This window comes from Duganella sp. LjRoot269, from assembly GCF_964254095.1.
Taxonomy (GTDB): domain Bacteria; phylum Pseudomonadota; class Gammaproteobacteria; order Burkholderiales; family Burkholderiaceae_D; genus Rugamonas; species Rugamonas hordei.
This window is the reverse complement of sequence record NZ_CAXUSL020000001.1, coordinates 6,442,288-6,467,670: the sequence shown is the minus strand read 5'-3', so window position 1 is coordinate 6,467,670 and position 25,383 is coordinate 6,442,288. Positions and strand designations below refer to the sequence as shown.

Genomic DNA, 25,383 nt, shown 5'->3' with positions numbered 1-25,383 from the left:
ACGTATATTTATTGCGGGGGAGGGATAGTGTAGCCGAAATGTGGCGTAGTGGTTTAAGCTGATGCCATGACCACATCAACTCACGAACCCTTCCTCGCCGCACGTTTCATCAAAGAAATAGGTCGCGGCAAAAACGGCGCCCGCAGCATGAACCGCGACGACGCCCACGACCTCTACCAGGCCATGCTGGACGGCCGCGTTTCCGACCTGGAGCTGGGCGGCATTTTGCTGTCCATGCGCATCAAGGGCGAATCGGTGGAGGAGATCGCCGGCTTCCTCGACGCGGCCGAAGGCTCGTTCGAACCGCTGGCCGCGCCGCCGGGGCAGTTCGCGCCGGTCATCATCCCGACCTACAACGGCGCCCGCAAGATGGCCAACCTGACCGCGCTGCTGGCGATGCTGCTGGCGCGCGAGGGCGTGCCGGTGCTGGTGCACGGCGTCGCGCACGACCTGGGCCGCATCGCCACCGCCGAGGTGCTGGAGGCGCTGGGCGTGCCGGCCGCGCGCCACCGCGCCGAGGCGGAGGAGGCGATGGCGCAGGGCCATGTGGCCTTCATCACCATCGATGCGCTGGCGCCCAAGCTGGCGTATCTGCTGTCGCTGCGGCGCCGGCTGGGCGTGCGCAACTCGACCCACACACTGGTCAAGATCATGCAGCCGTTCGCCGGGCCGGCGCTGCGGCTGGTGTCGTACACGCACCCCGAGTATCTGGAAATGCTGGGCGAATACTTCACCACGGCGGCCTTGCACGAGCGCGGCGACGCCTTCCTGATGCGCGGCACCGAGGGCGAGACGGTGGCCAACGCCAACAAGGCGCAGCAGATCGACTGGTTCCACGGTGGCCTGCGCACGACCTTGGTGCCGAAGCAGACCCAGGTCGGAGAACTGCCGCTGCTGCCCGAGGGCAAGGATGCGGCCACCACGGCGGCGTGGATCGCCTCCGTGCTGAAGGGCGAGGTACCGGTGCCGCCATCGATCGCCGAGCAGGTGGCGCAGTGTCTGCTGGTGTCGCGCACCCTGCAGTCGCGTCAGCGGGTCAGCGAGCCCATCGAGTAAGGCCGGCCAGTCAAGTACAATACGCCTTTGGACGATTGGATTTGACATGGCAAAGTTTGATGTAGCGGTAATCGGCGCCGGCGCGGCCGGCATGATGTGTGCGGCGACGGCGGCCCAGCGCGGCAAGCGCGTGGTGCTGATCGACCACGCCACCAAGCTGGCCGAGAAAATCCGCATCTCCGGTGGCGGACGCTGCAACTTCACCAACATCAACGCCGGTCCGGCCAACTTCCTGTCCGAGAATCCGCACTTCTGCAAAAGCGCGCTGTCGCGCTACACCCCGGCCGACTTCGTCGCGCTGGTCAAGAAACACCGCATCGGCTACCACGAGAAGCACCGCGGCCAGCTGTTCTGCGACGACTCCGCCGAGCAGATCATCGACATGCTGAAAGACGAATGCGCCGGCGGCGACGTGCACTGGCGCATGCCGTGCAAGGTCACCAGCCTGCAGCAGGCGGCCGAAGGTGGTTTCCTGCTGCAGACCGACGGCGGCGACATCGAGGCCGACAGCGTGGTGATCGCCAGCGGCGGCCTGTCGATACCCAAGATCGGCGCCAGCGACTTCGGCTACCGCGTCGCCCAGCAGTTCGAGCTGCGCATGGTCGAGCCGCGTCCGGCATTGGTGCCGCTGACCTTCGATCCGCAGCAGTGGGCGCCGTTCGTCGAAATGGCCGGCATCGCGCTGGAGGTGGACGTGGAAACCGGCTCCCTCAAGGGCCGCAACCCGACCGGCGGCCGCTTCCGCGAGGACCTGCTGTTCACCCACCGCGGCCTGTCCGGCCCGGCGATCCTGCAGATCTCCTCGTACTGGACGCCGGGCACGCCCATCGTCATCAACCTGATACCCGAGCTGGACCTGGCGGCGACCTTGATCGAGGGCAAGGGCACGATCAAGAAGCAGCTGGGCAATGTGCTGTCGCAGTGGCTGCCGGCGCGCCTGGCCGAGGGCCTGCTGCTGGCGCACGGCTTCGCGCTGGACGCGCGCCTGGCCGACCTGCCGGACGCGCAGCTGCGCAAGCTGGGCGCGGCGGTCAACCAGTGGACCATCACGCCGAACGGCTCGGAAGGCTACAAGAAGGCCGAAGTGACGCGCGGCGGCATCGATACCCGCGAACTGTCGCAGCAGAGCATGATGGCCAACAAGGTGCCAGGCCTGTACTTCATCGGCGAGGCGGTGGACGTGACCGGCTGGCTGGGCGGCTACAACTTCCAGTGGGCGTGGGCGTCGGGTGTGGCGGCCGGGCAGGCGGTCTGATATAATTCGGTTCCCGGAAGTTAGCGGCGTAGAAAGATTGTCTAGTACGCCGCGTTGTTTTTGCAGTGAAAGCCGCATCGATGGCCGTCCAGATGGCCAAGCGTCTTCCATTTTGCTGCAAAACCTGCTATAGTCTCTTTCTCCCTATAACCTCAAACGGTTTGAATTTTTACATGACCACTATTCGCCTTAAAGAAAACGAGCCGTTCGAAGTCGCAATGCGTCGCTTCAAACGCACCATCGAAAAAACCGGCCTGCTGACCGAACTGCGCGCTCGCGAGTTCTACGAAAAACCAACGGCTGAGCGCAAGCGCAAGCTGGCAGCTGCCGTGAAGCGTCACTACAAGCGCATCCGCAGCCAGCAACTGCCGAAAAAACTGTTCTAAGACTGCTCTTGCAGATTCAACCCGGCAGTACGGCGCTTACGCCTCGGGTTGTATCTTGTTGCATCTGGAAGATACCCGCTCTGGTTCGCCACGGCGGGTTTTCGCATTTTTACTCCACTAATTTTCTGAGAGAAACGCCATGGGCTTGAGAGAACAAATCACCGAAGACATGAAAGCCGCGATGCGCGCCAAGGAAGCGGGCAAACTGAGCACCATCCGCCTGATCATCGCTGAAATCAAGCGCAAGGAAGTCGATGAGCGCATCGAAGTCAACGACGCGCAGACCGTCGCCATCGTTGAAAAAATGATCAAGCAGCGCAAGGACTCGATCACCCAGTTCGAAGCCGGCGGCCGCGCCGACCTGGCCGACATCGAAAAAGCCGAACTGGCCGTGCTGACCGCCTACATGCCTGCCGGCCTGTCGGACGAGGAAGTGGCCGCCGAAGTGGCCGCCGCCGTCGCCGCCTCGGGCGCCGCCGGTCCGCAGGACATGGGCAAGGTCATGGCCATCGTCAAGCCCAAGCTGGCCGGCCGCGCCGACATGACCGTCGTGTCGGCCCTGGTCAAGAAAGCGCTGACCCCGGCATAATGCCCCAGCTCTGTTGTGAGCTCTGCCGCGACTTGATCCGCATCAAAGCCGGATCGGCGCGGCGGTATAGTCTGATCAATAACAAGACCGCATAGCCAAGTGATACCACAATCCTTTATTTCCGATCTGCTGAACCGCGTCGACATCGTCGACGTCGTCGGTCGTTATGTGCAGCTGAAAAAAGGCGGCGCGAATTTCATGGGCCTGTGCCCGTTTCACAGCGAAAAATCGCCCAGTTTCACGGTCAGCCCGACCAAGCAGTTCTACCATTGCTTCGGCTGCGGCGCCCACGGCACCTCGATCGGTTTCCTGATCGAGTATTCCGGCATGGGCTTTGTCGATGCCGTCAAGGACCTGGCGCAGAACGTCGGCATGGTCGTGCCCGAGCAGGATGACAAGATACCGCCGGCCCAGCGCGCGCAAATGGCCGCGCAAAGCCTGGCGCTGACCGAGGCGATGACGCGCGCCAGCGATTTTTACCGCTCGCAGCTGCGCGGCGCCACCGACGCCATCGCCTATTTGAAGAACCGCGGCCTGACCGGCGAAATCGCCGCCCGTTTCGGCCTCGGCTATGCGCCGGCCGGCTGGGACAACCTGCGCTCCATCTTCCCCGATTACGAGGCGGTGGCGCTGGCCGAGGCCGGCCTGGTGATCGACAAGGTGGACGAGGACGGCGGCAACCGCAAACGTTACGACCGCTTCCGCGAGCGCGTGATGTTTCCGATTAAAAACACCAAGGGCCAGGTCATCGCCTTTGGCGGCCGGGTCCTCGACCACGGTGAACCGAAGTACTTGAATTCTCCCGAAACGCCTTTATTTTCTAAGGGATTCGAACTGTATGGCTTGTTCGAAGCGCGCCAGGCGATCCGCGATGCGGGTTATGTGCTGGTGACGGAAGGCTATATGGATGTGGTGGCGCTGGCGCAAATGGGTTTCCCGCAAGCGGTGGCAACCCTGGGCACGGCCTGCACCACCAACCACGTACAGAAATTGTTGCGTCAAACCGACACGGTGATTTTCAGTTTCGACGGCGACAAGGCCGGCCGCCGCGCCGCGCGGCGCGCGCTGGAAGCCTGTCTGCCGCACGTGACGGACAACAAGACCATCAAGTTCCTGTTCCTGCCGACCGAGCACGACCCGGACAGCTACGTCCGCACCTACGGCAACGAGGCGTTCGAACAGGAGATACACGAAGCGATGCCGCTGTCGCAGTTCCTGATCAAGGAAGCGGTCGGCGAGCACGATTTGCAAAGTCCGGAGGGCCGGGCCCGCGCCCAGTTCGACGCCAAGCCGATGCTGCAGTCGATGACGCCGACGTCGCTGCGCCTGCAGATCGTGCGCGGCCTGGCGCAGTTGACGCAGAGCACCCCGTCCGAGATCGAGGTGCTGTTCGAGCTGGCCAAGCCGGTCGCCGTGGCGCGTCAGGCGCCGCCCCGCACCGGACGTCCGGTGCCGGTCGGGCTGGAGCTGCAGATCGTGCGGCTGCTGGTGGCGCATCCGCCGCTCGCGCTGGACATCGACGCGGCGGCGCTGGCGGCGTTCCAGTATTTCGGCGCCGAACCGGCCGAGCGGCTGGCGCAGCTGGTCGGGGCGGCGCAGGCGCTGGGGCCGAACGGCAGTTTTGCGGCCTTTGCGCAACATCTAAAGTCGCAGGGCGAGGAGTACGACGGCATCATCTCCGAGATCGTCAAGGAGCCGGAGTCGGACTTCGATGCGGTGCGGTTGTTCCTGCGCGGCGCGATCCGCCAGGTCAAGAACGACGCGCTGAAGCAGGAGCTGAGCCAGCTGTTTGCGGCGGGTCTGTCGTCCGACGAGATCGGCGTGCGCTACCGCGAGCTGACCTCGCAGCAGGACCAGTTGCTGCGCGAGGCGCAGGCGGAGTTGGCTAGCAGGTAGGTTGTGGCAATAGTTGTCGGGCGTTTTGTGATGTAATGTTTCTGTCATTCTTCCGGGGCGGGAAGTGGGGTTTCCGCCTCTGGAAATTGAAAAGTGACGTGCTATAATAAAACGCTAAGTGTTGTATGTTTTGGCATCGTTTTCCAGTTCAGAGTGTGTTTGTTTTCAGTAAGTTAGGCTCTTGATCGACGCGGAAAGACAGGTGTCGGCGGCCAGGGCCAGCTTTGGTTTAGTTCAGCGCGCTGCGCTGTTTAGCAAACGTTCTGTTTGCTTTCTAACCTAGTCATGGTTTCTTGCCCCCACGCACGTGTCTGATGCAGTAGAATTTCTGCCAATCGCGGTGGAGTTCTGTTGAGATCGGTCGGCCTGACCGGGTGTAAGTAAGTCGTAGTATTGTCGAACTTGTGCAGTCGGCAAGTTCGAAGACGTAGGTTCGCAAGAGCCGCAAGAAACTTTATCCTAAATAAGCAAGTCGTTGTGTAATCGAAAGCGCCTGTGCCAATCAAGAAACCTGAATCCAAAGCGGCTGCAAAGCCGAGCAAAGTGACCGCAAAATCCGCGAAAACGGCGGACAAGCCGGAAACGCGTGTCGCCAGCAACCCGCCTGTGGTCAGCCAGACCACGGACGCGGCGACGCTTGCCGCCATCGATACCTCTGGCTACGTGCTGCCGTCGGTCAAAGTGCCGGGCCGGCGCGGGCGCAAACCGAAAGAATTCCAGCCCGAAAACGATGAAGTCGCCGCGCTGAATGCGGTCGAACGCGCCGAACTGAAGGCCGTCGACAAGGCCAAGGCCAAGGACCGCAAGGCCAAGGAAAAGGCGCTGCTGAAGGACGCTTTCTCGTCGGACACGGAAGCCACCGAGGAAGAACTCGAGCGCCGCCGCCAGAAACTCAAGACACTGATCAAGTTCGGCAAGGAACGTGGTTTCCTCACGTACGCCGAGATCAACGATCACCTGCCCGAGAATATCGTCGATCCGGAAGCGATCGAGGGCATCATCGGCACCTTCAACGACATGGGCATCGCCGTCTACGAGCACGCGCCGGATGCCGAGACCCTGCTGCTGTCGGACAACGTCGCCACCGTGACCAGCGACGACGAAGCCGAAGCGGCCGCCGAAGCGGCGCTGTCGACCGTCGACTCCGACTTCGGCCGCACCACCGACCCGGTGCGCATGTACATGCGCGAGATGGGCTCGGTCGAGCTGCTGACCCGCGAAGGCGAGATCGAAATCGCCAAGCGCATCGAAGATGGCCTGAAAGACATGATCCAGGCGATTTCCGCCTGCCCGGTGACGATCGCCGAGATCATCGCCGCCTCCGACCGCATCCGCGCCGATGAAATCAAGATCGACGAGATCGTCGACGGCCTGGTCGACGACAGCGAAGAAGTCGCCGCGCCGGTAGCGGCCGCGCCGGCCGAAGAGGACGAGGAAGAAGAGGAAGAGGAAGAAGAGGAAGAAGAGGAAGAGGAAGAAGCGAGCGCTTCGGGCGCCGCCGGTTTCTCGGCCGAACAGCTGGAAGCGTTGAAAAACGCCGCGCTGGAAAAATTCGACACCATCTCCCTGCAGTTCGACAAGATGCGCCGCGCCTTCGAGAAGGAAGGCTACAACTCCAAGGCCTACATCAAGGCGCAGGAAGCGATCTCGTACGAACTGCTGGGCATCCGCTTCACCGCCAAGGTGGTCGAGAAGCTGTGCGACACCTTGCGCGGCCAGGTCGACGAAGTGCGTCACATCGAGAAGCAGATCCTCGACGTGGCCGTGAACAAGTGCGGCATGCCGCGCGCCCACTTCATCAAGGTCTTCCCTGGCAATGAAACCAACCTGGAATGGGTGGACGGCGAAGTGGCCGCGGGCCACGCCTACAGCGCCATCCTGGGCCGCAACATTCCGACCATCAAGGAACTGCAGCAGCGCCTGATCGACCTGCAGGCGCGCGTCGTGCTGCCGCTGCCGGACCTGCGCAACATCAACCGCCAGATGGCGGCCGGTGAAATGAAGGCGCGCAAGGCCAAGCGCGAAATGACCGAGGCCAACTTGCGCCTGGTGATTTCGATCGCCAAGAAATACACCAACCGTGGCCTGCAATTCCTCGACCTGATCCAGGAAGGCAATATTGGCTTGATGAAGGCGGTCGACAAGTTCGAATACCGCCGCGGCTACAAATTCTCGACCTACGCGACGTGGTGGATCCGCCAGGCCATCACGCGCTCGATCGCCGACCAGGCGCGCACCATCCGTATTCCGGTGCACATGATCGAGACCATCAACAAGATGAACCGGATTTCCCGCCAGATTCTGCAGGAAACCGGCGCCGAGCCGGATCCGGCCACGCTGGCCATCAAGATGGAGATGCCCGAGGACAAGATCCGCAAGATCATGAAGATCGCCAAGGAGCCGATTTCGATGGAGACGCCGATCGGCGACGACGACGATTCGCATCTGGGCGACTTCATCGAGGACAACAACACGCTGGCGCCGTCCGACGCGGCGCTGCACGCGTCGATGCGCGGCGTGGTCAAGGACGTGCTCGACTCGCTGACGCCGCGCGAAGCCAAGGTGCTGCGCATGCGCTTCGGTATCGAGATGTCGACCGACCACACGCTGGAGGAGGTCGGCAAGCAGTTCGACGTCACCCGCGAGCGCATACGCCAGATCGAAGCCAAGGCCCTGCGCAAGCTGCGCCACCCTAGCCGTTCCGACAAGCTGAAAAGCTTCTTGGAAGGCAACTAAGACTTGACTAGTGGCTGTGCTAGCCCTTATCCTCGCGAGTTCGTTTTATAAACGGACGCGCGTAGGAGGGGCAGGCAAGGCTTCCAGCGCATAGCAATACCCTGGGCCTCTAGCTCATGCTTGGTTAGAGCAGCGGACTCATAATCCGTTGGTGCCGTGTTCGACTCACGGGAGGCCCACCAATTTATTCAGTTTTGAAATCAAAGGGTTGGCCTCGCGCCAGCCCTTTGTTTTTTGCGCTTCAATCCTAGTTCTCAAGACTGAGGTCGTCTGGCCTCGCTACAATAAAATTTCTGGCGTCAGAAAACCCAAGCTGTTTTGGGTTTTGTTACACTGCCTACAGTCTTAAGAGTCGGCGGCATGCGTTGTCGTCATTTATCTGACGATCATCGTCCTGCTAAAGCGTACAAAGCCTTGGCGCAAATCGCGAGCGATCTGAGTGGCAACATCGAGTTGCTCTGCAAGAAGTGGGAGGAAGTTCATGGACATTATTAATGACCAAACAGTTGAAGCCGCCAATCGCCGTGGGGCGGCAAAAAAAGCTACCTACCCGAGCGTTGTGGCTGCCCGCTATGACCGCCGAATTTCCCGCATCGTGATCTCTCTCGATACCGGCCTTGATTTATCTTTTTCCCCGCACCACGCTCAAAGCTTCGAAGCAGCACGTCCGGAAGATCTGGACGTTGTGGAGATCAGTCCTTCCGGCTTGGGTGTTCACTTCCCAAAGATCGATGCGGATATTTATGTGCCCAGCTTGATTGAGGGATTATTAGGTTCCAAGCGTTGGATGGCGGCTCAAAATGGCAGGGTAGGAGGGAAAGCGACAACGTCAGTAAAGGGCGCCGCAGCTCGAAAAAATGGGCTCTTGGCGGTCGCCCGAAAAAGAGCGATGCGGAAAAGATTTCTGCGAAGCTCCGTAAGCTACCGCGTGCTGACCAAGATTGACGTCACTCTGGCGTCAATGTGCTAATCTAAGTTTCAACTGTACGCAATGCGAGGTACCTTCGATGAGCGCGATCGTGGAAAAAGGCCGAATTTCGGCACGACTTGATACCGTCTCGATTGAGCGGTTGCAGCGGGCTGCCGATCTTTCTGGCGCAACGCTGGATCAGTTTGTGGTCCAAGCCGCAATGGAGAAGGCTGATCAGGTCATCGACCATAAGCAAACGATCTTCTATTCTCGTGAAGACGCAGCCTTATTCATCGACATGCTTGATAATCCTCGTCCCGCAAATGCCAAGCTGGTGAGAGCATTTGAGCGGTACATGGATGAGGTGACAAATGGGGCGCTCGATAGTGCCGCTGGCGGCGTTACATGATGTCAAAGAATTTGACTGCGGCGATCCCGACTTAAATGCCTGGCTGTGTCAGACTGCCAGGCAGCATCAGAAGAATTCTATTTCGCGTACCTTTGTGCTGACAGACTCAGCAGATCCGGCAAAGATCTTAGGTTTCTACGCGCTGGCGATCCGGCCCATGACGCCCCGTGACGAACTACCTGTCGAGGTTGCGCGCAGGTTGCCGCGTAAGCTACCTGGCTACACTCTGGCACGCCTCGCCATCAGGAAGAATGAACAACGTAAAGGCTATGGGAGCATTCTCATCGTGGACGCAATGAAGCGTGTGGAACTATCGACGTCTCAAGTCGGTGGTTATGCGTTCTTCGTTGATGCCAAGGATGCCGACGCAGCATACTTCTATGCGCGTTACGGGTTCGTTCCATTGGTCTCCAATCCGTTGACGCTGTTCATGCCGATAATGAGCTTCCCTAAATTACCGATCTGACAAACCCGCGCTTGGTATTCATACTACAATTGCCGCTCCATTCTCAACGACAGGAACTGGCAATGATAGATATGAACCGACGTGGTCTTGTTCTCGCTGCTGGTGGCGCCATCGCTGCAAGTGCCGTTGGCGCTCCTGTCTGGGCCGCGACTCCCCAACGCAAGCTGGGCTACGCGATTGTCGGCCTTGGCGGCTACGGTTTGGGCGTCATCATCCCGCAATTTAAAAACTGCGAACACAGCAAGCTGGTCGCGCTGGTCAGCGGCGATCCGGTGAAGGCGAAGCGCGTTGCGGCCGAATACGGCGTCCCCGAGCGCAGCATCTATAGCTACGACAACTACGACAGCATCAAGGACAACCCGGACATCGATATCGTCTACGTCTGCCTGCCGGTGTCCATGCATGCGGAATACACGATCCGCGCGGCGAAGGCTGGCAAGCACGTGTTGTGCGAGAAGCCGATGGCGCTGTCGAGCGCGGAGTGCGAGTCCATGATCGCCGCCTGCAAACAGGCCGGCAAGAAGCTGATGATCGGCTATCGCTGCCACTTCGAGCCGACCAACCTGGAAGCCCGGCGACGCGCGCGCGCCGGCGAGATCGGCAAGCTGCGCTACTTCCGTTCCGAGCACGGTTTCGTTCAGGGCAATCCGTCCACATGGCGGCTCAAGAAGGCGATGTCGGGTGGCGGCTCATTGATGGACATGGGCATCTACGCGCTGCAGGCGGCGCGCTACATGACGAACGAGGAACCCATCGCCGTCTACGCGCATGAGCGCACCGACCGTTCCGATCCGCGCTTCCACGAGGTCGAGGACATGATCGAGTTCGAATTGGAGTTCCCGTCCGGCGTGATCGCGTCCTGTATGTCGATGTACAGCGCCAACCAGAACCACATCCTGTTGATGGGCGACAAGGGCCGGATCGAGCTGGAACCCGGCACCGGCTATCACGGCAACCGGCTGTGGGTGGGTAACGGACGTACCGAAGAGATCACTTCGCCACCGGGACCCGGCGCGACGCAATGGACCGGCCAGCTGGACCACATGGCGCGGTGCGTGATCGACAACCGCGAGCCCATCGTCGCCGGCGAAGAGGGCTTGCGCGACATGCGCATCATCGAGGCGATCTACCGCTCCGCGCGGGAGCAGAAGCGGATCGCTCTCAAGGCTTAGTGCGCGCCGGCCGCTTCGGCGATCTTGACGTCGAACATCGAGATCACCAGGTCGGCCTGCTCCAGCAGGGCTTTAAGCGGGAAGCCGTCTTCCAGCGCGACCACCGCGCCGTCGGCGATCAGCGCGTCGGCGACACTGCCTGTCGGCGTGTGCGGCATGAAGGCGAAATGGGGGAAGATGGCGTTGCCGTGCTGGGCGATGTCGCGCAAGGTGCGCGGCGCCGCGCGCAGCAGGCCGTTGCGCACGTGGCGCTGGCGATCTTCGATGCGCTGCTTGAGCCGCGCCGACAACCGGACTATTTCTCCGTTCAAGCGGTCGACCTCGGCCTGCAGCTGACGCAGTTCGTCGTCGCCCAGCGCTTCTTCCCACTGCGTCAGCTTCAGCAGTCCGCGCTTGTGCAGGCTTTGGCGCTGCAGGTCGATCTCGATGGTGGCGAGGCGCGCCTGATGCGTTTCCAGATCCTGCGCTTCGTTGGCATCGCCGTTGGCGCGGTGCCATTTATCGTTGAAATCGAATACCAGGCCGTCGAAATAAAAATACATCGGCAGTCCGGATTCCAGTACTTGCTTGGGTGTCTTGTTCCAGCGCTCAGCCAGTTCGGCCAGCGTCAGGGTGATAGGTTCTATGGTGGGCATTATTGTCCGCTTGATCAGCGCAGGAATTTGCGCATGAAGATGGTGGCCTGCGGGTTGTCGTTGTAGCGCTCGCAGCGTTCGTAGCCCAGCCGTCCGTAGAGCGTGATGGCGGCGTGCAGGTCGTCCTTGGTGTCGAGATAGACGGCGTTGTAGCCGACTTGCAAGGCGTGGGTTTCCAGCGCCTGCATCAATGCTTCCGCCAGGCCGCGGCGACGGTATTTGTCGGCCACGTACAGGCGCTTGCATTCGGTCGCATTGGCCACTTCCGCCAGCGGACGCATGGCCACGCAGGCCGCCGGCGCGCCGTCGACATAGGCGATCCACATGGCCGAGCTGGCGTCGTTGAGGAAGGCGCGGATGGCGTCGTCGTCATCGCGTAGAACCACACCGATGACGTCGAAATATTCGTACAGCAGATGCCGCGCATCGTCGAGCTGGGCGGCTGTGGCGCGGATCACGGGGGAGGACTGGGACATTTGGCAACTATATCCACGGTGTACGGTACAGTCAACGGCCGCGCATGTAAAATGGCGCCTTCCATTAGCGGAGTAGCGAAGATGATGTTTCTAAAAGTTCCGTTTGCGGAAAAAGACGAAGCCAAGGCGCTGGGCGCGCGCTGGAACGGCGAGCGCAAGGCCTGGTATGTCCCGGACGGCAAGCCGACCGAGCCTTTCGAGCGCTGGCTGGCGCCTGGCGGCGCGGATTTCGTGCCGGCCAAGGCGTCGGTGGCGCCCAAGGCCAAGCCGCTGTCGGTGGATTCGTACATCGGCAAGTCGGTCGTCGGCAAGTTCTACATGGAACTGCCGCATGACTGCAATCCTTTCGAAACCTGCCCGGTCTGCGCGCCGGCGCTGGCCACTTCCGGCTGGCAAGCCGCGCACGACAGCGTCGAACAAATGCTGGCGACCTTGCGGGCCTAGGCTGGCGACATGCGGACCGGGGACAGACCAACCCAGCCCGTCGTCAGTTTCCAGCAGACTGGTGATGTGTTCGAGGCCTTGTTTCAAAGCATACAGGGTGGCGAGAAGCACGCGCGGCCGCCGCTGGAACTGGTGCCGGATTCGCCTTTTCTCAAGTTTATGGAAGTGGGCTACGCGCTGCGCGCCTGCCTGGAAGACCGGTCGCGCCGCGACTATCTGCTGCAGCGCTTGCGTCCCCATGTAAGCGTCATCGTCGGGACTCTGCCGGCCGGCATACTGCCGCATGGCATGCTGCCGAGGACCGCGGCGCCGGCCGGCTTCCGCTCGCTGGAGCAGATCGGCGATGCCGAAGTGCGGGCCTGGCTGGTCGAAGATGCGGGACTCATCTACGGCGAACTGCAGCGCTACGAACTGGAAAATTATTTCGACGTGATCGCGCCGCTGATTCGTCCCGGCGGCGTCATGGTCGATCTGGGCAGCGGGCTGGGCAAGGTGGTGATGTCCGCAGCGCTGGCGTTTCCCTTTCAGCGCTGCATCGGCGTGGAGTTGTTGGGCTACCGTCATCGTCTGGCTGTGCAGCGGCTGCAGACCATGCTGGGCCTGGCGCGCCAGGGATTGGCCTCCTTGCCGACGCCGTTGCTGCCGGACGCGCCGCTGCAGCTGCCGTTCGGCGCCCAGGCCAGCGGCCGCCATCTGCTCGAACTGGAGTCGCGCATCGCTTTCATCGAAGCGGACATGTTCAAGGTTGATGTGCGCGGCGCCAGTCTGGTGTTCCTTTACAGCACATGCTTCGGCCCGCTGATGGATGCGCTGGGCGACAAACTCGCTTGCGAAATGCAGGAGGGCGCGCTGGTGAGTACGACCACCTATCCGCTGAAACATCCGGCATTCAAGCTGCTGCACTATTTTCCGGCCGGTACCGTGGCGTGGACCAACGTCATGCTTTACCAGCGTACTGGGCCGTTGCAGTCATCGCCGCTGGCGGAAACCGGCGGCGCGTACGAACCGGACCCGGAGGCTTGGGAAGAACGTGCCCGGCAGGATATGGCGGCCTTGGACGGCAAGGCTTAAAGCAGCCATTTACGTGCAGTAGAGATCACGTTGTCGGACAATAGGCGGGTGAACGGCGTCTGGATATCCCACATATGCCAGATCAGCGGCACGTCCAGGTAGTCGCCGGGAGTCAGGTCGACCAGGGTTCCGGCCTTCAATGCCGGTTCGCACTGCAGTATCGGCAGCATGCCGTAGCCGAAGCCCGCTTCGACGAAGCGTACAAATCCATCGGAGCTGGCAAACGCGTGATGCGGATAGTGGCCGGTGTAGCCGGTGCGTTGGGCGATAAAGCGTTCCTGCAGCATGTCCTTGCGGTCGAATTCCAGGACCGGCGCCTGCTGCACCGCCATTGACGTCATGCCGTCCGGGAACCAGCGCGCGGCAAACGCCGGACTGGCGACGCACAGGTAGCGCATGACGCCGAGCGGGGTGGACGTAGTTCCCGCAACTTGCGCCGTTTCGCTCGTAACGCAGCCGAAAACGCGGCCTTCCCGCAACATCGTCAAAGTATGGTCCTGGTCGTCGAGGCGGATGTGCAGCATGCAGTCGCCGCTGCTCATCAACGGCGTGACGGCCTCCTGCAGCCATGTCGCGGCGCTGTCGGCATTGACCGCGATGGCAATTTCCGGCTTTGCCTCGCCCGCCTCGGGACGCTCGAACAAGGCCGCCTCCAGCAAACGCACCTGGCGATAGTGGGCAATCAGGCGCTGGCCGGCTTCGGTAGGCGAGGGCGGCTGGCTGCGCACGATCAGCAGCTCTCCGGCGCTGTTTTCCAGCATCCGTATCCGTTGCGAGACGGCGGACTGCGTAATCGACAGCGCGGCGGCGGCCTTGTCGAAGCTGCCGTAATCGATCACGGCATCCAGTGCCGCCAGCCCCCGGTAATCGACTTGTCTCATTAGAGTCTCTAATATTTACTCAATAATATTAATTATACTTATCTTCGCACGGGATTTAAGCTGGCGCCATTGTTCAGGAGAGAAAAAATGGAAGCCACAGCTTTTTTGAAAGGTATCGGACTCGGCGGCAGTCTGATCGTCGCGATCGGGTCGCAAAACGCCTATCTGTTGAGGCAGGCGCTCAAGCGCGAATTCGTGCTGACCTGCATCGCGATTTGCATCGCCTGCGACGTCGTGCTGATCGGCGCCGGCGTCGCGGGCATGGGCCAGTTGATCGTCGAGGCGCCGGCACTGCTGTTCTGGATTAAGATTGCCGGCGCCGGTTTCCTGTTCTGGTACGGCCTGCGAGCGGCGCGATCCGCGCTGAATCCCGGCGCGATGCTGGCCGGTGATGGGGCGCCGGCCGGCGACCGCGGCACAGTCATTGCGGCCATGCTGGCCTTCAGCCTGCTGAATCCGCACGTTTATCTGGACACGGTAGTCCTGCTCGGCTCGATCGGCGGGCAGCAGCCAGGTAATGGCCGGATGTATTTCGCGCTGGGCGCCATGCTGGCTTCCATCATATGGTTCAGCGGCCTGGGATTGGGAGCGCGTTATTTGACGCCCATCTTCGCCCGGCCGAGGTCGTGGCAGATACTGGACGCCATCATCGCACTGGTGATGTGGATCCTGGCTGTATCTTTGTTCATCTGACGCTAACTTGCCCGGATTTCGCGTATGCCCTTGCCGAGCCGCCGGCGCAGCAGCGTGCGCAATGTCACGCCGTCCGCATAGCCGACCATGGCCGCGATACGGTCGATATTGTGGCTGCTGGTCTTAATCAGGTGCACCGCTTGTTCGATGCGCAAGTCCTGCACATAGCTGACCGGTGTTTTGCCCAGCACCTCCTGCAACCGGCGCGCCAGCGTGCGTTTGCTGGTGGCCAGTTCGGCGGCGGCCTCGTCGAGGCTGAATCCTTGATCCATGTGGTCGCGTATCCAGCGGTCGAAGCGCTGGATCAGCGGATCGGCGTTGGCCAGATGGTCGGAAATCACATACGCCGATTGCGATGGCCGGGAGTCGATCACCAGATAGCTCGCCACCAGCGCCGCCAGCTCGGGGCTGGCCTGGCGTATCAGCCACAACGTCATGTCCAGATGGCTGAGCGCGGCGCCGCCGGTCACAAACTGGCCGGAACCGACCACCATGCGGCTGGTGTCCAGTCTGACTTTCGGGTAGCGCTGGCGGAAGTAGGCGGTCAGCCACCAGGTGGTGGTGGCCTCCTTTCCATCGAGCAGTCCGCTTTCCGCCAGCACGAAGGTGCCGATGCAGGCTGCGGCGATGCGTGTTCCGCTGCTTGCCCAATTTTTAAGCAAACCGATGGCTTCCGTGACGTCGTCGCGGGCCAGCGCCGGCTGCAGCGTGGCTGGCATTTTGTAGCCCAGCGCGGGCACGACCACCAGGTCCGGCACCGGCATACCGGCGGCAGCCACCACCGGCACGCCGAATCCCAGCGCGCTGCGTACCGTCGGGCGGACGCCGACTATCGTCACGTTGAACTGCACCGAGGGCCCGTTTTGCAGCGCGACGAGCTCGTTGGCGGTGCCGAAAGCGTCAAGGACGGTCGCCAGGCCGGTGTCAAACACGCCTTCGAGGGCCAGGACAGTGATGTTCATGATTTCGGCAAGATCAATACTAAAGATGTCAATCGTGCCAGTATCGCAGCGGTGGAGGCCTCTGTAAAGTGGATCCCAATCGCAGCCGCGATTTATTGCAACATTAAGGAGATCAGCATGATCAAGCATGCACTGTTTGCCCGTTTTGAAGCGAAGCCGGGCAAGGAAGCCGACGTTAAACAATTCCTGGAACTGGGCCTGTCGCTGGCCAACCAGGAAGCGCAAACTCCGATCTGGTTTGCCCTGCAGTTGTCCGACAACGTATTTGGCGTATTCGATGCGTTCGAGAATGAAGCGGGCCGCCAGGCACATTTGAAAGGGCCTATTGCTCAAGCCTTGATGGCGAAAGCGGACGAATTGTTCGTGCGCGCGCCGACGATAGAGGCGATAGAAGTGCTGGGACTGAAAAACAGTTAAAGCGTCAACCCTCGCCATAGAGTTTCAAAGCCGCCGGCACAATAATCTGTGCCGTCTTTTTTTGCTACTTTCTATATAAGCCATCGTGGTTTCAGCCAATACGCTAAACATGGCGTCGATGAAATTTACAGGATAATCCCGGATTAATTCATCGTTGATGCTGTTCTGCATTAATTCAATTAAAGCCGAAAAAGGAGGCGACCCGGCGGCCCGGCTTTCTTCGGTAATCTGATCGGACAGGCGTAATTCCCCGGCACTTTCATTTTCACCGGACTTTGCGCACCCCAATGGACGTGTCGACCAAACGCCGCGTGCGGCAAATTCGACAAGCGCGGCATTAATGATGGCAGTGCGTTTGTCTTCGCTGCGTGGCGCAGTGCGCAGCCCGGCACCCAAGCGCTCCAAGCTCAAAACTGGCAAGTACGTGCCAATTTTTAGCATAAAAAGCATGCTTGCAGCACTGGAGCCGGGGCAAAGCCTTGATTGTGCCAATAGGCAACACTGGAATCGGGATGGAATACCGCTGCCGCTGTCGTTCGGCATACAATGCAGATAGTCACTTTGATACGCTCTCCAGGATCCTGGTCCCGAAACGGCAGATATATATGAGCACGGACCTCAGTAATTACGCCCACCTCTCCGCAGTAGCAGCCGCATTCGCGGCAGACGCTATTCTGAGCTCATTGCTGGTTTTTCTCTGGCTTATGCAGCGCAAGGAAAAACATGCGCTGTTCTGGGGTATTGGCCAACTATCCGTGATGAGCGGAATCATGGTATGGTTCATTGGCGACACCATATTATCCGAATCGCTGCGTATTCCTTTGTGTGCATTCCTTCTTACTGTCGGCATGCTGGGTTATTGGAGCGGCACCAAATTCTTTCTTGGTGAATTGTCTCCAACTCAAATACGCTGGATATTTCCCTCAGGCGTATTGATCACCGGAATATTCTATTTAATCTGGCATAATAATCCCGCCATATTGGCGCCCGGCAGCGCCTTTGCACTCGGCACCGTGATGCTGTGGTGTGGTCAGAGATTAATGAGCGGGAAAAATCGCTATCGGCTGCTGGGATTAACGCTGGTCTTGCGTGGTGGGTTTAATTTGCTCAGCGCCGTCACGCTGGGGCCGGAATTGTATTTAATCTGGTTCGTCGGCACCACCATATTGAAAACCCTCAGCATGCTGGGTTTGATTTATGCGGTTCAAGAGGAAATCCAGCAGCGTTACGCGCGCACCATCGATAGCCTGAGCAATGGTTTCCTGATACGCGACCGCCGTGGATATGTCATCGTGGCCAACGAGCGCTGCGCCCGCTTATTGGGATGCAATAAACCTTCCGATCTGATCGGCCGCCATGTCAGCGAGTTGCTGCCCGGCCTGACCCGTCAAATGGCGGACGATTATTTCCGCCGTTTCGAGGCGCCAGGCGCCGAGTACCCCGTGGTGGAAACGGCAATGTTTACGCTGCATAACGGTCACAAGTTGCCCGTCGAAATGCTGGCGTCGCCGTACGTGGAGCGCGGCCGGCTGTACTGCCTGGTACAACTGCTGGACATCAGCGAGCGCAAGAAAAAGGACGACCTGCTGTACCGGGCGGCCCGTATCGATCCGGTCACCGGCTTTTTCAACCGCCACGCGATGTCGCAGCGGCTGGCGGAGGCGGTGGAAAGCGCCGCCGCCACGGAGGGCGAATGCGCGCTGCTGTTCATCGACCTGGACAAGTTCAAGCGCGTCAACGATTCCTTCGGCCATGCGGCTGGCGACGAGCTGCTGCGCCAGGCGGCCGGCCGCCTGCATGACGTGCTGCGGCCGCAGGACGTGCTGGCCCGCTTTGGCGGCGACGAATTCATCGTCCTGATCCCCGGCCTGCCGCGCGGCGCTGCCGAGCAGATGGCGGCCGATTGCGCCGGCCAGGTCATCGCGGCGATGGCCACCTGCTTCAATGTATCGCACCACATGATCGGCGTATCGGCCAGCGTCGGCGTTGCCTGCTATCCAATGCACGGCGGCGATAGCAACACGCTGGTACGCAACGCCGACATCGCCATGTACGAGGCCAAGAAGAGCGGACGCGGCGAGCTGCGCTTCTTTAACGACGCGATGAACGCCTCCGCCAAGGACGCGCTGGTGATCGACGGCGCCCTGCGCGGCGCCATCGAGGCCGGCGAATTCCATCTGGTCTATCAGGCGATCACCAATGCCCGCACCGGCAAGCTGACCAAGGTGGAGGCGCTGCTGCGCTGGGACAGCGCTTTATTGGGCCGCGTGGCCCCGGACCGTTTTATCCCGGTCGCGGAAGATAGCGGCATGATCGTGGAAATTGGCACCTGGGTGCTGGAAGAAGCGTGCAGACAGGTGGCCTGCTGGCAGCCGGGGGAGTTGGGCGGCATCACGCTCAGCATCAATGTCTCGGCCTGGCAGCTGGCCGATCCCGGCTTCGTCGGCCTGGTGCGTCAGGCGCTGGAGCGCCATGGCTTGCCGGCCCGCCAGCTGGAACTGGAGCTGACCGAGCGCGTGCTGATCGACGACGGCGGCACGGTGCGCGACGTGCTGGCGCAGCTGCGGACGCTGGGCGTCGGCATTTCATTGGACGATTTCGGCACCGGCTATTCCTCGCTCAGCTACCTGACGCAGTTCCAGCTCAACACGCTGAAAATCGACCGCGCCTTTGTCATGGACATCGAACATAGCGAGCGCAGCAACAATCTGGTGCACGCGATCATCGCCATGGGACACAGCCTGGGCCTGCAACTGGTGGCGGAAGGCGTGGAAACGGCCGGCCAGGCGGCGATCCTGGAAAAGATGGGTTGCCACTACCTGCAGGGGTATCACATCTCGCGCCCGATCCCGCCGGACGAGTTGCAAGTGTTTGCCGACAAGCTGCCGGCACAGCCGCTGGTCGACAATTTCGTTATTTGACGCCTGCGGCCACCGCTGCCGCGTCCGGCAGCTTTTGCGCCGCCTCGTCACGCGTCAATATCCAGATGCGGTCGATATTGCCGTTGCCGTCCACCGTGTAGTTGACCACGATATCGCTGCCGCGCAGCGAGGCCGGCATTTCTATCATGTTGTCCTGGTTGAAGATGCGCGCGGCCGGCGACAGCTGGCGTACCTTGCCGTCGATGGTCACGTCGGGAAAATAGCCGGGCGTCATTTTGCCGCGCAGCGCGTTGGTGGGGAAGGGACGTTCAAAGGCCAGCGCGGACAGGCTCAGCAGGCCAGACAGCAGCAAGGCAATCGATGCAATCGATGCAATAGGTCGCGCCATGAACAGCTCCGAGGGAAAAATCCAAGCTTACCCGATTATTTTCCCATCGTGGCGAACATCGCCAGCACGGCCGCCGCCATGACGCCGGTGCACAGCCAGCCCAGCACGGTCAGGCGGCGCGAGATCACCAGCTTGCCCATCACCGACGGCCGCGCCGCCAGCAGCATCACCACCGCCATGATGGGCACCGAGATCACGCCGTTGACCACCGCGCTCCAGTACAGCGCCTTGATCGGATCGACATGGGTGAAGCACAGCGCGGTGCCGATCACCGTCGAGGCGATGATGATGCCGTAGAATTTTTTCGCCCCCGACATCTCCAGCTCCAGGCTGTTCTTCCAGCTCATCGCGCCGGCGATGGCGTAGGCGGCCGAACCCGCCAACACCGGCACCGCCAGCAGGCCGGTGCCGATGATGCCCATGCTGAACAGCGCGAACGCGAAGTCGCCGGCGATCGGCCGCAGCGCCGACGCAGCCTGCGCCGACGACTCGATCTGCGTCACGCCATGCGCGCCCAGCGTGGCGGCGGTGGTCAGCATGATGAACATCGCCACCAGGTTGGAAAAGCCCATGCCGACCACGGTGTCGATCTTGATGCGGCGGAGTTGAGCCGGCGCCTGCTCGCTCGCATGCTTGAGTGCCTTGGCCTTGGGATCGGCACGCAAGTCCTCCACTTCCTGCGAGGCTTGCCAGAAGAACAGATACGGGCTGATCGTGGTGCCGAAGATCGCCACCACCATGGTGATGTACACCGGCTGCCACGACAGCTTGGGCAGCAGCGCATCGTGCAGCACCGTCAGCCACGGCAGCTTGAGCAGCAGCGCGGTGCCGACATAGGCCAGCAGGCTCAGCGTCAGCCACTTCAGCACGCGCACATAGCGGCTGTACGGCAAGGTCACCTGCAGCACCAGCGACAGCAGGCCGGCTCCCGCCGCATACCAGTGCGCGCCGCCGCCGGCCAGCAGCTGCACCGCCTGGCCCATGGCGGCGATGTCGGCGGCGATGTTGATGGTGTTGGCCACCAGCAGCAGGCCGACGATGGCGTACAGCAGCGGCGCCGGAAAGTGGCGGCGGATATTGGTCGCCAGGCCGTGTCCGCTGACCCGGCCGATGTGCGCGCTGATCGCCTGGATGCCGACCATCAGCGGATACGTCAGCAGCACCGTCCACAGCATGCCGTAGCCGAACTGCGCGCCGGCCTGCGAATAGGTGGCGATGCCGCTGGGGTCGTCGTCGGCGGCGCCGGTGATCAGGCCCGGGCCCAGTTTGCTCAGCCAGCCCGCCTTTGCCGCCGGTGCCGGTGACGGTGTGCTCATGTCCATAGTGCTCTCCTTTGTTCCATGCTAGGGCGGGGCCATGGGAGAGTCCGTACGTTGGCGTACGCTGGACATGTTGCCATGTCACCAATATGTCACAGCGCCGTCATCGCAACGTCATATGCGCTTCCTACAATCTTGCCAGTTTAGTTCCAGACTAGTTTCCACTAACCAGCAAGAAAGAACAACAATCATGCAACAGCGCTTCCCTTTGAAACCTTTGTGCCTGGTGGTACTGCAAACCTTGGCTTTCCACGCTTACGCAGCGGACGCGGCCGACGACAGCTCGGTCGCCGGCGCCATCGTCGGTCCGGTGCAAACGGTGGAAATCACCGGCCGCGGCCAGTCGCGCCAGGTGCAGAACATCAACAAGGCCGATCTGGCCGAAGCGCTGCCGGGCACCAGCCCGTTGAAGGTGCTGGAAAAACTGCCGGGCGTGAACTTCCAGTCCTCCGACCCGTTCGGCGCCTATGAATGGTCGACCCGCTTCAGCATCCGCGGCTTCAACCAGAACCAGCTGGGCTTCACGCTGGACGGCATCCCGCTCGGCGACATGAGCTACGGTAACAACAACGGCCTGCACATCAGCCGCGCCGTCTCGTCGGAAAACATCGGCAGCGTGTCGGTGTCGCAGGGCGCCGGCTCGGTCGGCACCGCGTCGACCAGCAACCTGGGCGGCACCGTGCAATTCTTCACGCTGGCGCCGACCGACGAGCGCGGCCTGACCTTCGCGCAAACCTTCGGCAGCGATTCGACCTCGCGCACCTTCGCCCGCGTCGATACCGGCCTGATCAACGGCGCGGTCAAGGCCTTCATCAGCGGCACCCGCCAGCGCACCGACAAGACCAAGGGCGCCGGCGGCCAGGACCAGGACCAGCTGAACTCGCGCTTCGTGTTCAACTTCGGCGAAAACAGCCTGACCGGCTTCGTCAACTACTCCGACCGCCGCGAAGTCGACTACCAGGACGTGTCGCTGGAAATGGTGCGCCGCCTGGGCTACGGCTGGGACAACTACCAGCCGGACTGGCAGCGCGCGGTCAATGCCGCCAAGGGCATCTACACCGGCGGCGTCAACAGCCTGGACGACGCCTACTACTCGGCCGGCGGCCTGCGCAAGGACACCATCGGCGGCCTGACGCTGGACCTGCACCTGACCCCGTCGCTCGACCTGAAGACCACGCTCTACCACCACGACAACGACGGCCAGGGCCACTGGTACACCCCGTACGTGGCGACCGACGCCGCCAATCCGATCTCGCTGCGCACCACCGAATACTCGATCGGCCGCGACGGCGTCACCAGCGACCTGACCTGGGAACTGGGCAACCACACCATCACCGCCGGCGTCTGGGGCGAGCGCAGCAACCACACCGTCAGCCGCAACTACTACGGCGTGACCGGTCCGGCCGACACCATGTATTTCCTGGCCAATCCGTTCCGCACCGACTTCAAGCAGAACTTCATCACCACCACCTCGCAGTACTACCTGGCCGACACCGTCAGCGCCATGGACGGCAAGCTGAAGTTCAACGCCGGCTTCAAGGCGATGGACGTCGACATCAAGGCCACCAACATCGTCGGCACCCGCGCCGCCGGCGACTTGGACGCGCAAAAGAAATTCCTGCCGCAGGCCGGCGTCAACTACGCCATCAGCGCCGACGACGAGGTGTTCGCCTCCGCATCGAAAAACATGCGCGCGCACCAGCCCGGCGTGTCCGGTCCGTTCTCGCAGACCCAGGTCGCCTACAACGCCGGCAAGGCCAACCTGAAGCCGGAAACCTCGGTCAACGTCGACCTCGGCTACCGCTTCAAGCGCGCCGACATCCAGGGTTCGCTGGCCGTCTACAGCGCCAATTTCGACGACCGCCAGCTGAGCGTGGCCACCTGCGCCGGCATCGTCGGTTGCCCGTCGACCTTTGTCAACGTCGGCAAGGTCGACACCAAGGGCGTCGAAGCGATCGCCGTGTGGAAGTTCAACCGCGAAATCAGCTGGTTCAACTCGTACACCTTCAACGATTCCAAGTACAAGTCGAACTACATGGACGGCAGCACCCTGGTGGCCGTCAGCGGCAAGACCGTGGTCGATGCGCCGCGCAACCTGTTCAACACCGAAGCGTCGTATGAAAGCGGCACCTGGTTCGCCCGCGTCGGCGGCAAGTACACCGGCAAGCGCTACTACACCTACCTGAACGACGGCGGCGTGCCATCGTTCTGGCTGGCCAACCTGTCGGCCGGCTACAAGATGAAGAACCTGGGCGTGCTGAAAGACCTGTCGCTGCAAGTGAACGTCACCAACCTGTTCGACAAGCAGTACATCAGCACCATCGGTTCCAACGGCTTCCAGGCCAGCGACCCGACCGGCACCGCGCAAACGCTGCTGACCGGCGCGCCGCGCCAGCTGTTCGTCACCTTGAACGGCAAGCTGTAATGCGCCGCCTCGCGCTGGCCTGCTGCGGTGCCCTGATATCCTCGGCCGCCGCAGCGGCCGGTGCGAGCACAACGCCTATCGAGCACGTCATCGTGCTGGTGGGCGAGAACCGCACGTTTGACAACCTGTACGGCGTGTACCAGCCGCGCAAGGGACAGACGGTGTCCAACCTGTTGTCGAAGAAAATCGTCAACAAGGACGGCACGCCGGGTCCGCGTTTTGCCGACGCGGCCCAGAAGCTGGGCCTGTCCGCCGGCGCCTACACGCCGACGCCGGAATTCAACGGCGTCTACGGCATCCTGCCGCAGCCGTGGGCCGGCGGCGCCTTCGGCCAGCGCCAGGACGTGCCGGATGCGCGCTTCCCGTCCAACCTGCCCAACGGCCCGTTCCAGATCACCCACCACGTCAGCTACGGCGCCCACACGGGCGACCCGACGCACCGCTTCTTCCAGATGTGGCAGCAGGTCGACGGCGGCAAGAACGATTACTTCGTCTGGGTGGCCGACCAGACCGGTCCCGGCCCCAGCAATCCCTATCCGACGCCCATGACGCCGGGCAAGACGCTGCAGGGCGGCGTGGCGATGGGCTTCTACAATATGTCCACCGGCGACGCGCCGCTGTTCAAGCGCCTGGCCGACCAGTACGCGATCGCCGACAACTACCACCAGCCCATCATGGGCGGCACCACCGCCAACTACTTCGCGCTGGCGACGGCCGACGTCGGCTACTACACGGAAAACGGCCAGGCCGCCGTGCCGCCGGCCAAGCTGATCGAGAATCCCGACGCCCAGCCCGGCACCAACAACTGGTACACCGAGGACGGCTATCGCGGCGGCACCTACGTCAACTGCGCCGATCCGGAACAGCCCGGCGTGGCCGGCATCCGCGGCCTGCTGGCCGGCCTGCCTTACCGCGCCTTCAACGACGGCAACTGCGCGCCCGGCCACTACTACATGGTCAACAACCTCGATCCGGCGTACGCGCCGTCGGGCGAGCCGCTGCCGCTGGGCCCGGACAAGTTCCTGCTGCCGCCGCAATCGATGCCGCACATCGGCGACGCGATGACGGCCGGCGGCGTGTCGTGGAAGTGGTATAGCGGCGGCCGCAACGACGGCAAGAAGCTCGACAAGGAATACTGCGGCATGTGCGACACGCCGACCTTCTTCAGCTCGACGATGAACGGGCCGGACAAGGACAAGCTGGTCGACCTGATGCAGTTCTATGTCGACGTCAAGGACGCCGCCAGCTTCCCGGCGGTGGCGGTGATCGCCCCGTACGACAGCATCTCCGGCCATCCCGGCTATGCGATGGAAACCAGCTTCGACGAACTGGTGGCCGGCGTGATGGAGCGGGTCAAGGCCAATCCGGCGTTGTGGAGGAGCACGGCGATCCTGGTCACCTTCGACGAGGGCGGCGGCTACTACGATTCCGGCTATGTGCAGGCGATCGATTTCTTCGGCGACGGCACGCGCATCCCGCTGATCGCCATTTCGCCGTGGGCCAAAAAAGGCGCGGTCGACCACACCTACTACGATCACGCGTCGATCGCCAAGTTCATCGAGCGCAACTGGTCGCTGCCGCCGATCTCGCCGCGCAGCCGCGATAACCTGCCCAACCCGGTGCACGGCAAGGCCGACCCATACGTGCCGGTCAACCGCCCGGCCATCGGCGACCTGATGAACCTGTTCGACTTTTCCAGCGCCCGCCGCTAAACGCTCAAGCCGCTCAAGCCGGCGCGCCGCCATGGCGCAGCCGCCACGCGGCCAGCGCCGCGTGGTAGCGCTCCAGCTCATCCTGGTACATGTCCTCGACGCAGAAGGTGCAGCCGCTGTGGCAGCAGTCGCCCGGTTGCGGCGGCTGCGGCGGCACCGGCATCGGATCGTCGGCCGCCGGCGTGGTCTGCCCGTCCATTCCC

The 25,383-nt window shown here is 61.9% G+C and carries 25 protein-coding genes and 1 tRNA gene; 18 read left to right on the top strand and 8 right to left on the bottom strand.

Going from position 1 to position 25,383, the window contains the following annotated elements:
• Positions 1-66 precede the first annotated feature (66 nt).
• From ybiB to ACSQ3S_RS28865, 11 genes are all read left to right on the top strand, one after another.
• Complete coding sequence (gene ybiB / locus ACSQ3S_RS28915; protein ID WP_176652586.1) at positions 67-1,056, top strand: DNA-binding protein YbiB; 990 nt, start codon at positions 67-69, stop codon at positions 1,054-1,056.
• A 46-nt stretch (positions 1,057-1,102) separates the two neighbouring features.
• Positions 1,103-2,311 carry an NAD(P)/FAD-dependent oxidoreductase gene (locus tag ACSQ3S_RS28910; RefSeq protein WP_176652587.1) on the top strand — a complete coding sequence of 403 codons (1,209 nt, stop codon included), beginning with the start codon at positions 1,103-1,105 and terminating at the stop codon, positions 2,309-2,311.
• A 173-nt stretch (positions 2,312-2,484) separates the two neighbouring features.
• Entirely contained in the window at positions 2,485-2,697 is a 213-nt protein-coding gene (gene rpsU / locus ACSQ3S_RS28905; RefSeq protein ID WP_008451879.1) for a 30S ribosomal protein S21, read from the top strand.
• Between the two features lie 139 nt (positions 2,698-2,836).
• Complete coding sequence (locus tag ACSQ3S_RS28900) at positions 2,837-3,286, top strand: GatB/YqeY domain-containing protein (protein WP_176652588.1); 450 nt, start codon at positions 2,837-2,839, stop codon at positions 3,284-3,286.
• A 99-nt stretch (positions 3,287-3,385) separates the two neighbouring features.
• Positions 3,386-5,182 carry a DNA primase gene (dnaG, locus tag ACSQ3S_RS28895; protein ID WP_436144540.1) on the top strand — a complete coding sequence of 599 codons (1,797 nt, stop codon included), beginning with the start codon at positions 3,386-3,388 and terminating at the stop codon, positions 5,180-5,182.
• Positions 5,183-5,677: 495 nt separating this feature from the next.
• Positions 5,678-7,918, top strand: coding sequence for an RNA polymerase sigma factor RpoD (rpoD, locus tag ACSQ3S_RS28890; RefSeq protein WP_176652590.1), 2,241 nt, complete (start codon positions 5,678-5,680; stop codon positions 7,916-7,918).
• Positions 7,919-8,021: 103 nt separating this feature from the next.
• Positions 8,022-8,100: transfer RNA gene (locus ACSQ3S_RS28885), tRNA-Ile, on the top strand.
• A gap of 299 nt (positions 8,101-8,399) precedes the next feature.
• On the top strand, positions 8,400-8,888 hold the full coding sequence (locus ACSQ3S_RS28880) for a DUF2442 domain-containing protein (RefSeq protein WP_436144539.1): 489 nt from the start codon (positions 8,400-8,402) through the stop codon (positions 8,886-8,888).
• Positions 8,889-8,925: 37 nt separating this feature from the next.
• Positions 8,926-9,237 (top strand): DUF1778 domain-containing protein, encoded by a 312-nt coding sequence (locus ACSQ3S_RS28875; RefSeq protein ID WP_176652606.1) that lies wholly within the window; start codon positions 8,926-8,928, stop codon positions 9,235-9,237.
• Positions 9,200-9,703: a GNAT family N-acetyltransferase gene (locus ACSQ3S_RS28870; protein WP_436144538.1), complete on the top strand. Its 504-nt coding sequence runs from the start codon at positions 9,200-9,202 to the stop codon at positions 9,701-9,703. Before ACSQ3S_RS28875 ends, ACSQ3S_RS28870 begins: the two co-directional genes overlap by 38 nt.
• 62 nt (positions 9,704-9,765) lie before the next feature.
• Positions 9,766-10,875 (top strand): Gfo/Idh/MocA family protein, encoded by a 1,110-nt coding sequence (locus ACSQ3S_RS28865; protein ID WP_436144537.1) that lies wholly within the window; start codon positions 9,766-9,768, stop codon positions 10,873-10,875.
• Here the strand turns inward: ACSQ3S_RS28865 and ACSQ3S_RS28860 are convergent.
• Complete coding sequence (locus ACSQ3S_RS28860; RefSeq protein ID WP_436144536.1) at positions 10,872-11,510, bottom strand: hypothetical protein; 639 nt, start codon at positions 11,508-11,510, stop codon at positions 10,872-10,874. The two genes, ACSQ3S_RS28865 and ACSQ3S_RS28860, sit on opposite strands and share 4 nt — an antisense overlap.
• Before the next feature lie 14 nt (positions 11,511-11,524).
• Positions 11,525-11,986 carry a GNAT family N-acetyltransferase gene (locus tag ACSQ3S_RS28855; protein WP_176652610.1) on the bottom strand — a complete coding sequence of 154 codons (462 nt, stop codon included), beginning with the start codon at positions 11,984-11,986 and terminating at the stop codon, positions 11,525-11,527.
• An 81-nt stretch (positions 11,987-12,067) separates the two neighbouring features.
• Between ACSQ3S_RS28855 and ACSQ3S_RS28850 the strand changes: the two genes are divergently transcribed.
• Positions 12,068-12,430, top strand: coding sequence for a DUF5710 domain-containing protein (locus tag ACSQ3S_RS28850; RefSeq protein WP_436144535.1), 363 nt, complete (start codon positions 12,068-12,070; stop codon positions 12,428-12,430).
• A 9-nt stretch (positions 12,431-12,439) separates the two neighbouring features.
• Positions 12,440-13,501 (top strand): histone methylation protein DOT1-like protein, encoded by a 1,062-nt coding sequence (locus ACSQ3S_RS28845; protein WP_436144534.1) that lies wholly within the window; start codon positions 12,440-12,442, stop codon positions 13,499-13,501.
• On the opposite strand, the gene ACSQ3S_RS28840 is transcribed toward ACSQ3S_RS28845, so the two are convergent.
• Positions 13,498-14,382: a LysR family transcriptional regulator ArgP gene (locus ACSQ3S_RS28840; RefSeq protein ID WP_436144533.1), complete on the bottom strand. Its 885-nt coding sequence runs from the start codon at positions 14,380-14,382 to the stop codon at positions 13,498-13,500. The genes ACSQ3S_RS28845 and ACSQ3S_RS28840 overlap by 4 nt on opposite strands.
• 87 nt (positions 14,383-14,469) lie before the next feature.
• On the opposite strand from ACSQ3S_RS28840, the gene ACSQ3S_RS28835 reads away from it, so the two are divergent.
• A complete protein-coding gene (locus tag ACSQ3S_RS28835) occupies positions 14,470-15,075 on the top strand; it encodes a LysE/ArgO family amino acid transporter (RefSeq protein WP_436144532.1) in 606 nt (201 codons plus the stop codon).
• A 2-nt stretch (positions 15,076-15,077) separates the two neighbouring features.
• On the opposite strand, the gene ACSQ3S_RS28830 is transcribed toward ACSQ3S_RS28835, so the two are convergent.
• Positions 15,078-16,037 carry a GlxA family transcriptional regulator gene (locus tag ACSQ3S_RS28830; RefSeq protein ID WP_436144531.1) on the bottom strand — a complete coding sequence of 320 codons (960 nt, stop codon included), beginning with the start codon at positions 16,035-16,037 and terminating at the stop codon, positions 15,078-15,080.
• 117 nt (positions 16,038-16,154) lie between these two features.
• On the opposite strand from ACSQ3S_RS28830, the gene ACSQ3S_RS28825 reads away from it, so the two are divergent.
• The gene (locus tag ACSQ3S_RS28825) at positions 16,155-16,454 is read left to right on the top strand and encodes a putative quinol monooxygenase (protein ID WP_436144530.1); all 300 of its coding nucleotides are present in this window, start codon (positions 16,155-16,157) and stop codon (positions 16,452-16,454) included.
• A 24-nt stretch (positions 16,455-16,478) separates the two neighbouring features.
• On the opposite strand, the gene ACSQ3S_RS28820 is transcribed toward ACSQ3S_RS28825, so the two are convergent.
• Entirely contained in the window at positions 16,479-16,997 is a 519-nt protein-coding gene (locus tag ACSQ3S_RS28820) for a hypothetical protein (protein WP_436144529.1), read from the bottom strand.
• 497 nt (positions 16,998-17,494) lie between these two features.
• Here ACSQ3S_RS28820 and ACSQ3S_RS28815 point away from each other — a divergent pair, with 497 nt between their 5' ends.
• The gene (locus tag ACSQ3S_RS28815) at positions 17,495-19,375 is read left to right on the top strand and encodes a putative bifunctional diguanylate cyclase/phosphodiesterase (RefSeq protein WP_436144528.1); all 1,881 of its coding nucleotides are present in this window, start codon (positions 17,495-17,497) and stop codon (positions 19,373-19,375) included.
• Here ACSQ3S_RS28815 and ACSQ3S_RS28810 read toward each other — a convergent pair.
• On the bottom strand, positions 19,368-19,724 hold the full coding sequence (locus ACSQ3S_RS28810; protein ID WP_436144527.1) for a hypothetical protein: 357 nt from the start codon (positions 19,722-19,724) through the stop codon (positions 19,368-19,370). The two genes, ACSQ3S_RS28815 and ACSQ3S_RS28810, sit on opposite strands and share 8 nt — an antisense overlap.
• 35 nt (positions 19,725-19,759) lie before the next feature.
• Entirely contained in the window at positions 19,760-21,040 is a 1,281-nt protein-coding gene (locus ACSQ3S_RS28805) for an NRAMP family divalent metal transporter (RefSeq protein ID WP_436144526.1), read from the bottom strand.
• Between the two features lie 193 nt (positions 21,041-21,233).
• Here ACSQ3S_RS28805 and ACSQ3S_RS28800 point away from each other — a divergent pair, with 193 nt between their 5' ends.
• Positions 21,234-23,468, top strand: coding sequence for a TonB-dependent receptor (locus tag ACSQ3S_RS28800; protein ID WP_436144525.1), 2,235 nt, complete (start codon positions 21,234-21,236; stop codon positions 23,466-23,468).
• Positions 23,468-25,180 (top strand): alkaline phosphatase family protein, encoded by a 1,713-nt coding sequence (locus ACSQ3S_RS28795; protein ID WP_436144524.1) that lies wholly within the window; start codon positions 23,468-23,470, stop codon positions 25,178-25,180. The genes ACSQ3S_RS28800 and ACSQ3S_RS28795 overlap by 1 nt, the downstream gene beginning before the upstream one ends.
• Before the next feature lie 13 nt (positions 25,181-25,193).
• Here the strand turns inward: ACSQ3S_RS28795 and ACSQ3S_RS28790 are convergent, their stop codons facing one another.
• A complete protein-coding gene (locus tag ACSQ3S_RS28790) occupies positions 25,194-25,379 on the bottom strand; it encodes an oxidoreductase-like domain-containing protein (protein WP_176652619.1) in 186 nt (61 codons plus the stop codon).
• Between the last annotated feature and the right edge of the window lie 4 nt (positions 25,380-25,383).

Bases quoted from the DNA above. Each gene is read 5' to 3' on its own strand.
- ACSQ3S_RS28875 (WP_176652606.1), top strand. From the start codon at position 8,926: ATGAGCGCGATCGTGGAAAAAGGCCGAATTTCGGCACGACTTGATACC.
- rpsU (WP_008451879.1), top strand. From the start codon at position 2,485: ATGACCACTATTCGCCTTAAAGAAAACGAGCCGTTCGAAGTCGCAATG.
- ACSQ3S_RS28860 (WP_436144536.1), bottom strand. From the start codon at position 11,510: ATGCCCACCATAGAACCTATCACCCTGACGCTGGCCGAACTGGCTGAG.
- ACSQ3S_RS28910 (WP_176652587.1), top strand. From the start codon at position 1,103: ATGGCAAAGTTTGATGTAGCGGTAATCGGCGCCGGCGCGGCCGGCATG.
- ybiB (WP_176652586.1), top strand. From the start codon at position 67: ATGACCACATCAACTCACGAACCCTTCCTCGCCGCACGTTTCATCAAA.
- ACSQ3S_RS28845 (WP_436144534.1), top strand. From the start codon at position 12,440: ATGCGGACCGGGGACAGACCAACCCAGCCCGTCGTCAGTTTCCAGCAG.
- ACSQ3S_RS28825 (WP_436144530.1), top strand. From the start codon at position 16,155: ATGATCAAGCATGCACTGTTTGCCCGTTTTGAAGCGAAGCCGGGCAAG.
- ACSQ3S_RS28855 (WP_176652610.1), bottom strand. From the start codon at position 11,986: ATGTCCCAGTCCTCCCCCGTGATCCGCGCCACAGCCGCCCAGCTCGAC.
- ACSQ3S_RS28815 (WP_436144528.1), top strand. From the start codon at position 17,495: ATGAGCGGGAAAAATCGCTATCGGCTGCTGGGATTAACGCTGGTCTTG.
- ACSQ3S_RS28790 (WP_176652619.1), bottom strand. From the start codon at position 25,379: ATGGACGGGCAGACCACGCCGGCGGCCGACGATCCGATGCCGGTGCCG.
- ACSQ3S_RS28810 (WP_436144527.1), bottom strand. From the start codon at position 19,724: ATGGCGCGACCTATTGCATCGATTGCATCGATTGCCTTGCTGCTGTCT.
- ACSQ3S_RS28805 (WP_436144526.1), bottom strand. From the start codon at position 21,040: ATGAGCACACCGTCACCGGCACCGGCGGCAAAGGCGGGCTGGCTGAGC.
- ACSQ3S_RS28850 (WP_436144535.1), top strand. From the start codon at position 12,068: ATGATGTTTCTAAAAGTTCCGTTTGCGGAAAAAGACGAAGCCAAGGCG.
- ACSQ3S_RS28820 (WP_436144529.1), bottom strand. From the start codon at position 16,997: ATGCCGAACGACAGCGGCAGCGGTATTCCATCCCGATTCCAGTGTTGC.
- ACSQ3S_RS28835 (WP_436144532.1), top strand. From the start codon at position 14,470: ATGGAAGCCACAGCTTTTTTGAAAGGTATCGGACTCGGCGGCAGTCTG.
- ACSQ3S_RS28795 (WP_436144524.1), top strand. From the start codon at position 23,468: ATGCGCCGCCTCGCGCTGGCCTGCTGCGGTGCCCTGATATCCTCGGCC.
- ACSQ3S_RS28840 (WP_436144533.1), bottom strand. From the start codon at position 14,382: ATGAGACAAGTCGATTACCGGGGGCTGGCGGCACTGGATGCCGTGATC.
- ACSQ3S_RS28880 (WP_436144539.1), top strand. From the start codon at position 8,400: ATGGACATTATTAATGACCAAACAGTTGAAGCCGCCAATCGCCGTGGG.
- ACSQ3S_RS28800 (WP_436144525.1), top strand. From the start codon at position 21,234: ATGCAACAGCGCTTCCCTTTGAAACCTTTGTGCCTGGTGGTACTGCAA.
- ACSQ3S_RS28900 (WP_176652588.1), top strand. From the start codon at position 2,837: ATGGGCTTGAGAGAACAAATCACCGAAGACATGAAAGCCGCGATGCGC.
- ACSQ3S_RS28865 (WP_436144537.1), top strand. From the start codon at position 9,766: ATGATAGATATGAACCGACGTGGTCTTGTTCTCGCTGCTGGTGGCGCC.
- ACSQ3S_RS28870 (WP_436144538.1), top strand. From the start codon at position 9,200: ATGGGGCGCTCGATAGTGCCGCTGGCGGCGTTACATGATGTCAAAGAA.
- ACSQ3S_RS28830 (WP_436144531.1), bottom strand. From the start codon at position 16,037: ATGAACATCACTGTCCTGGCCCTCGAAGGCGTGTTTGACACCGGCCTG.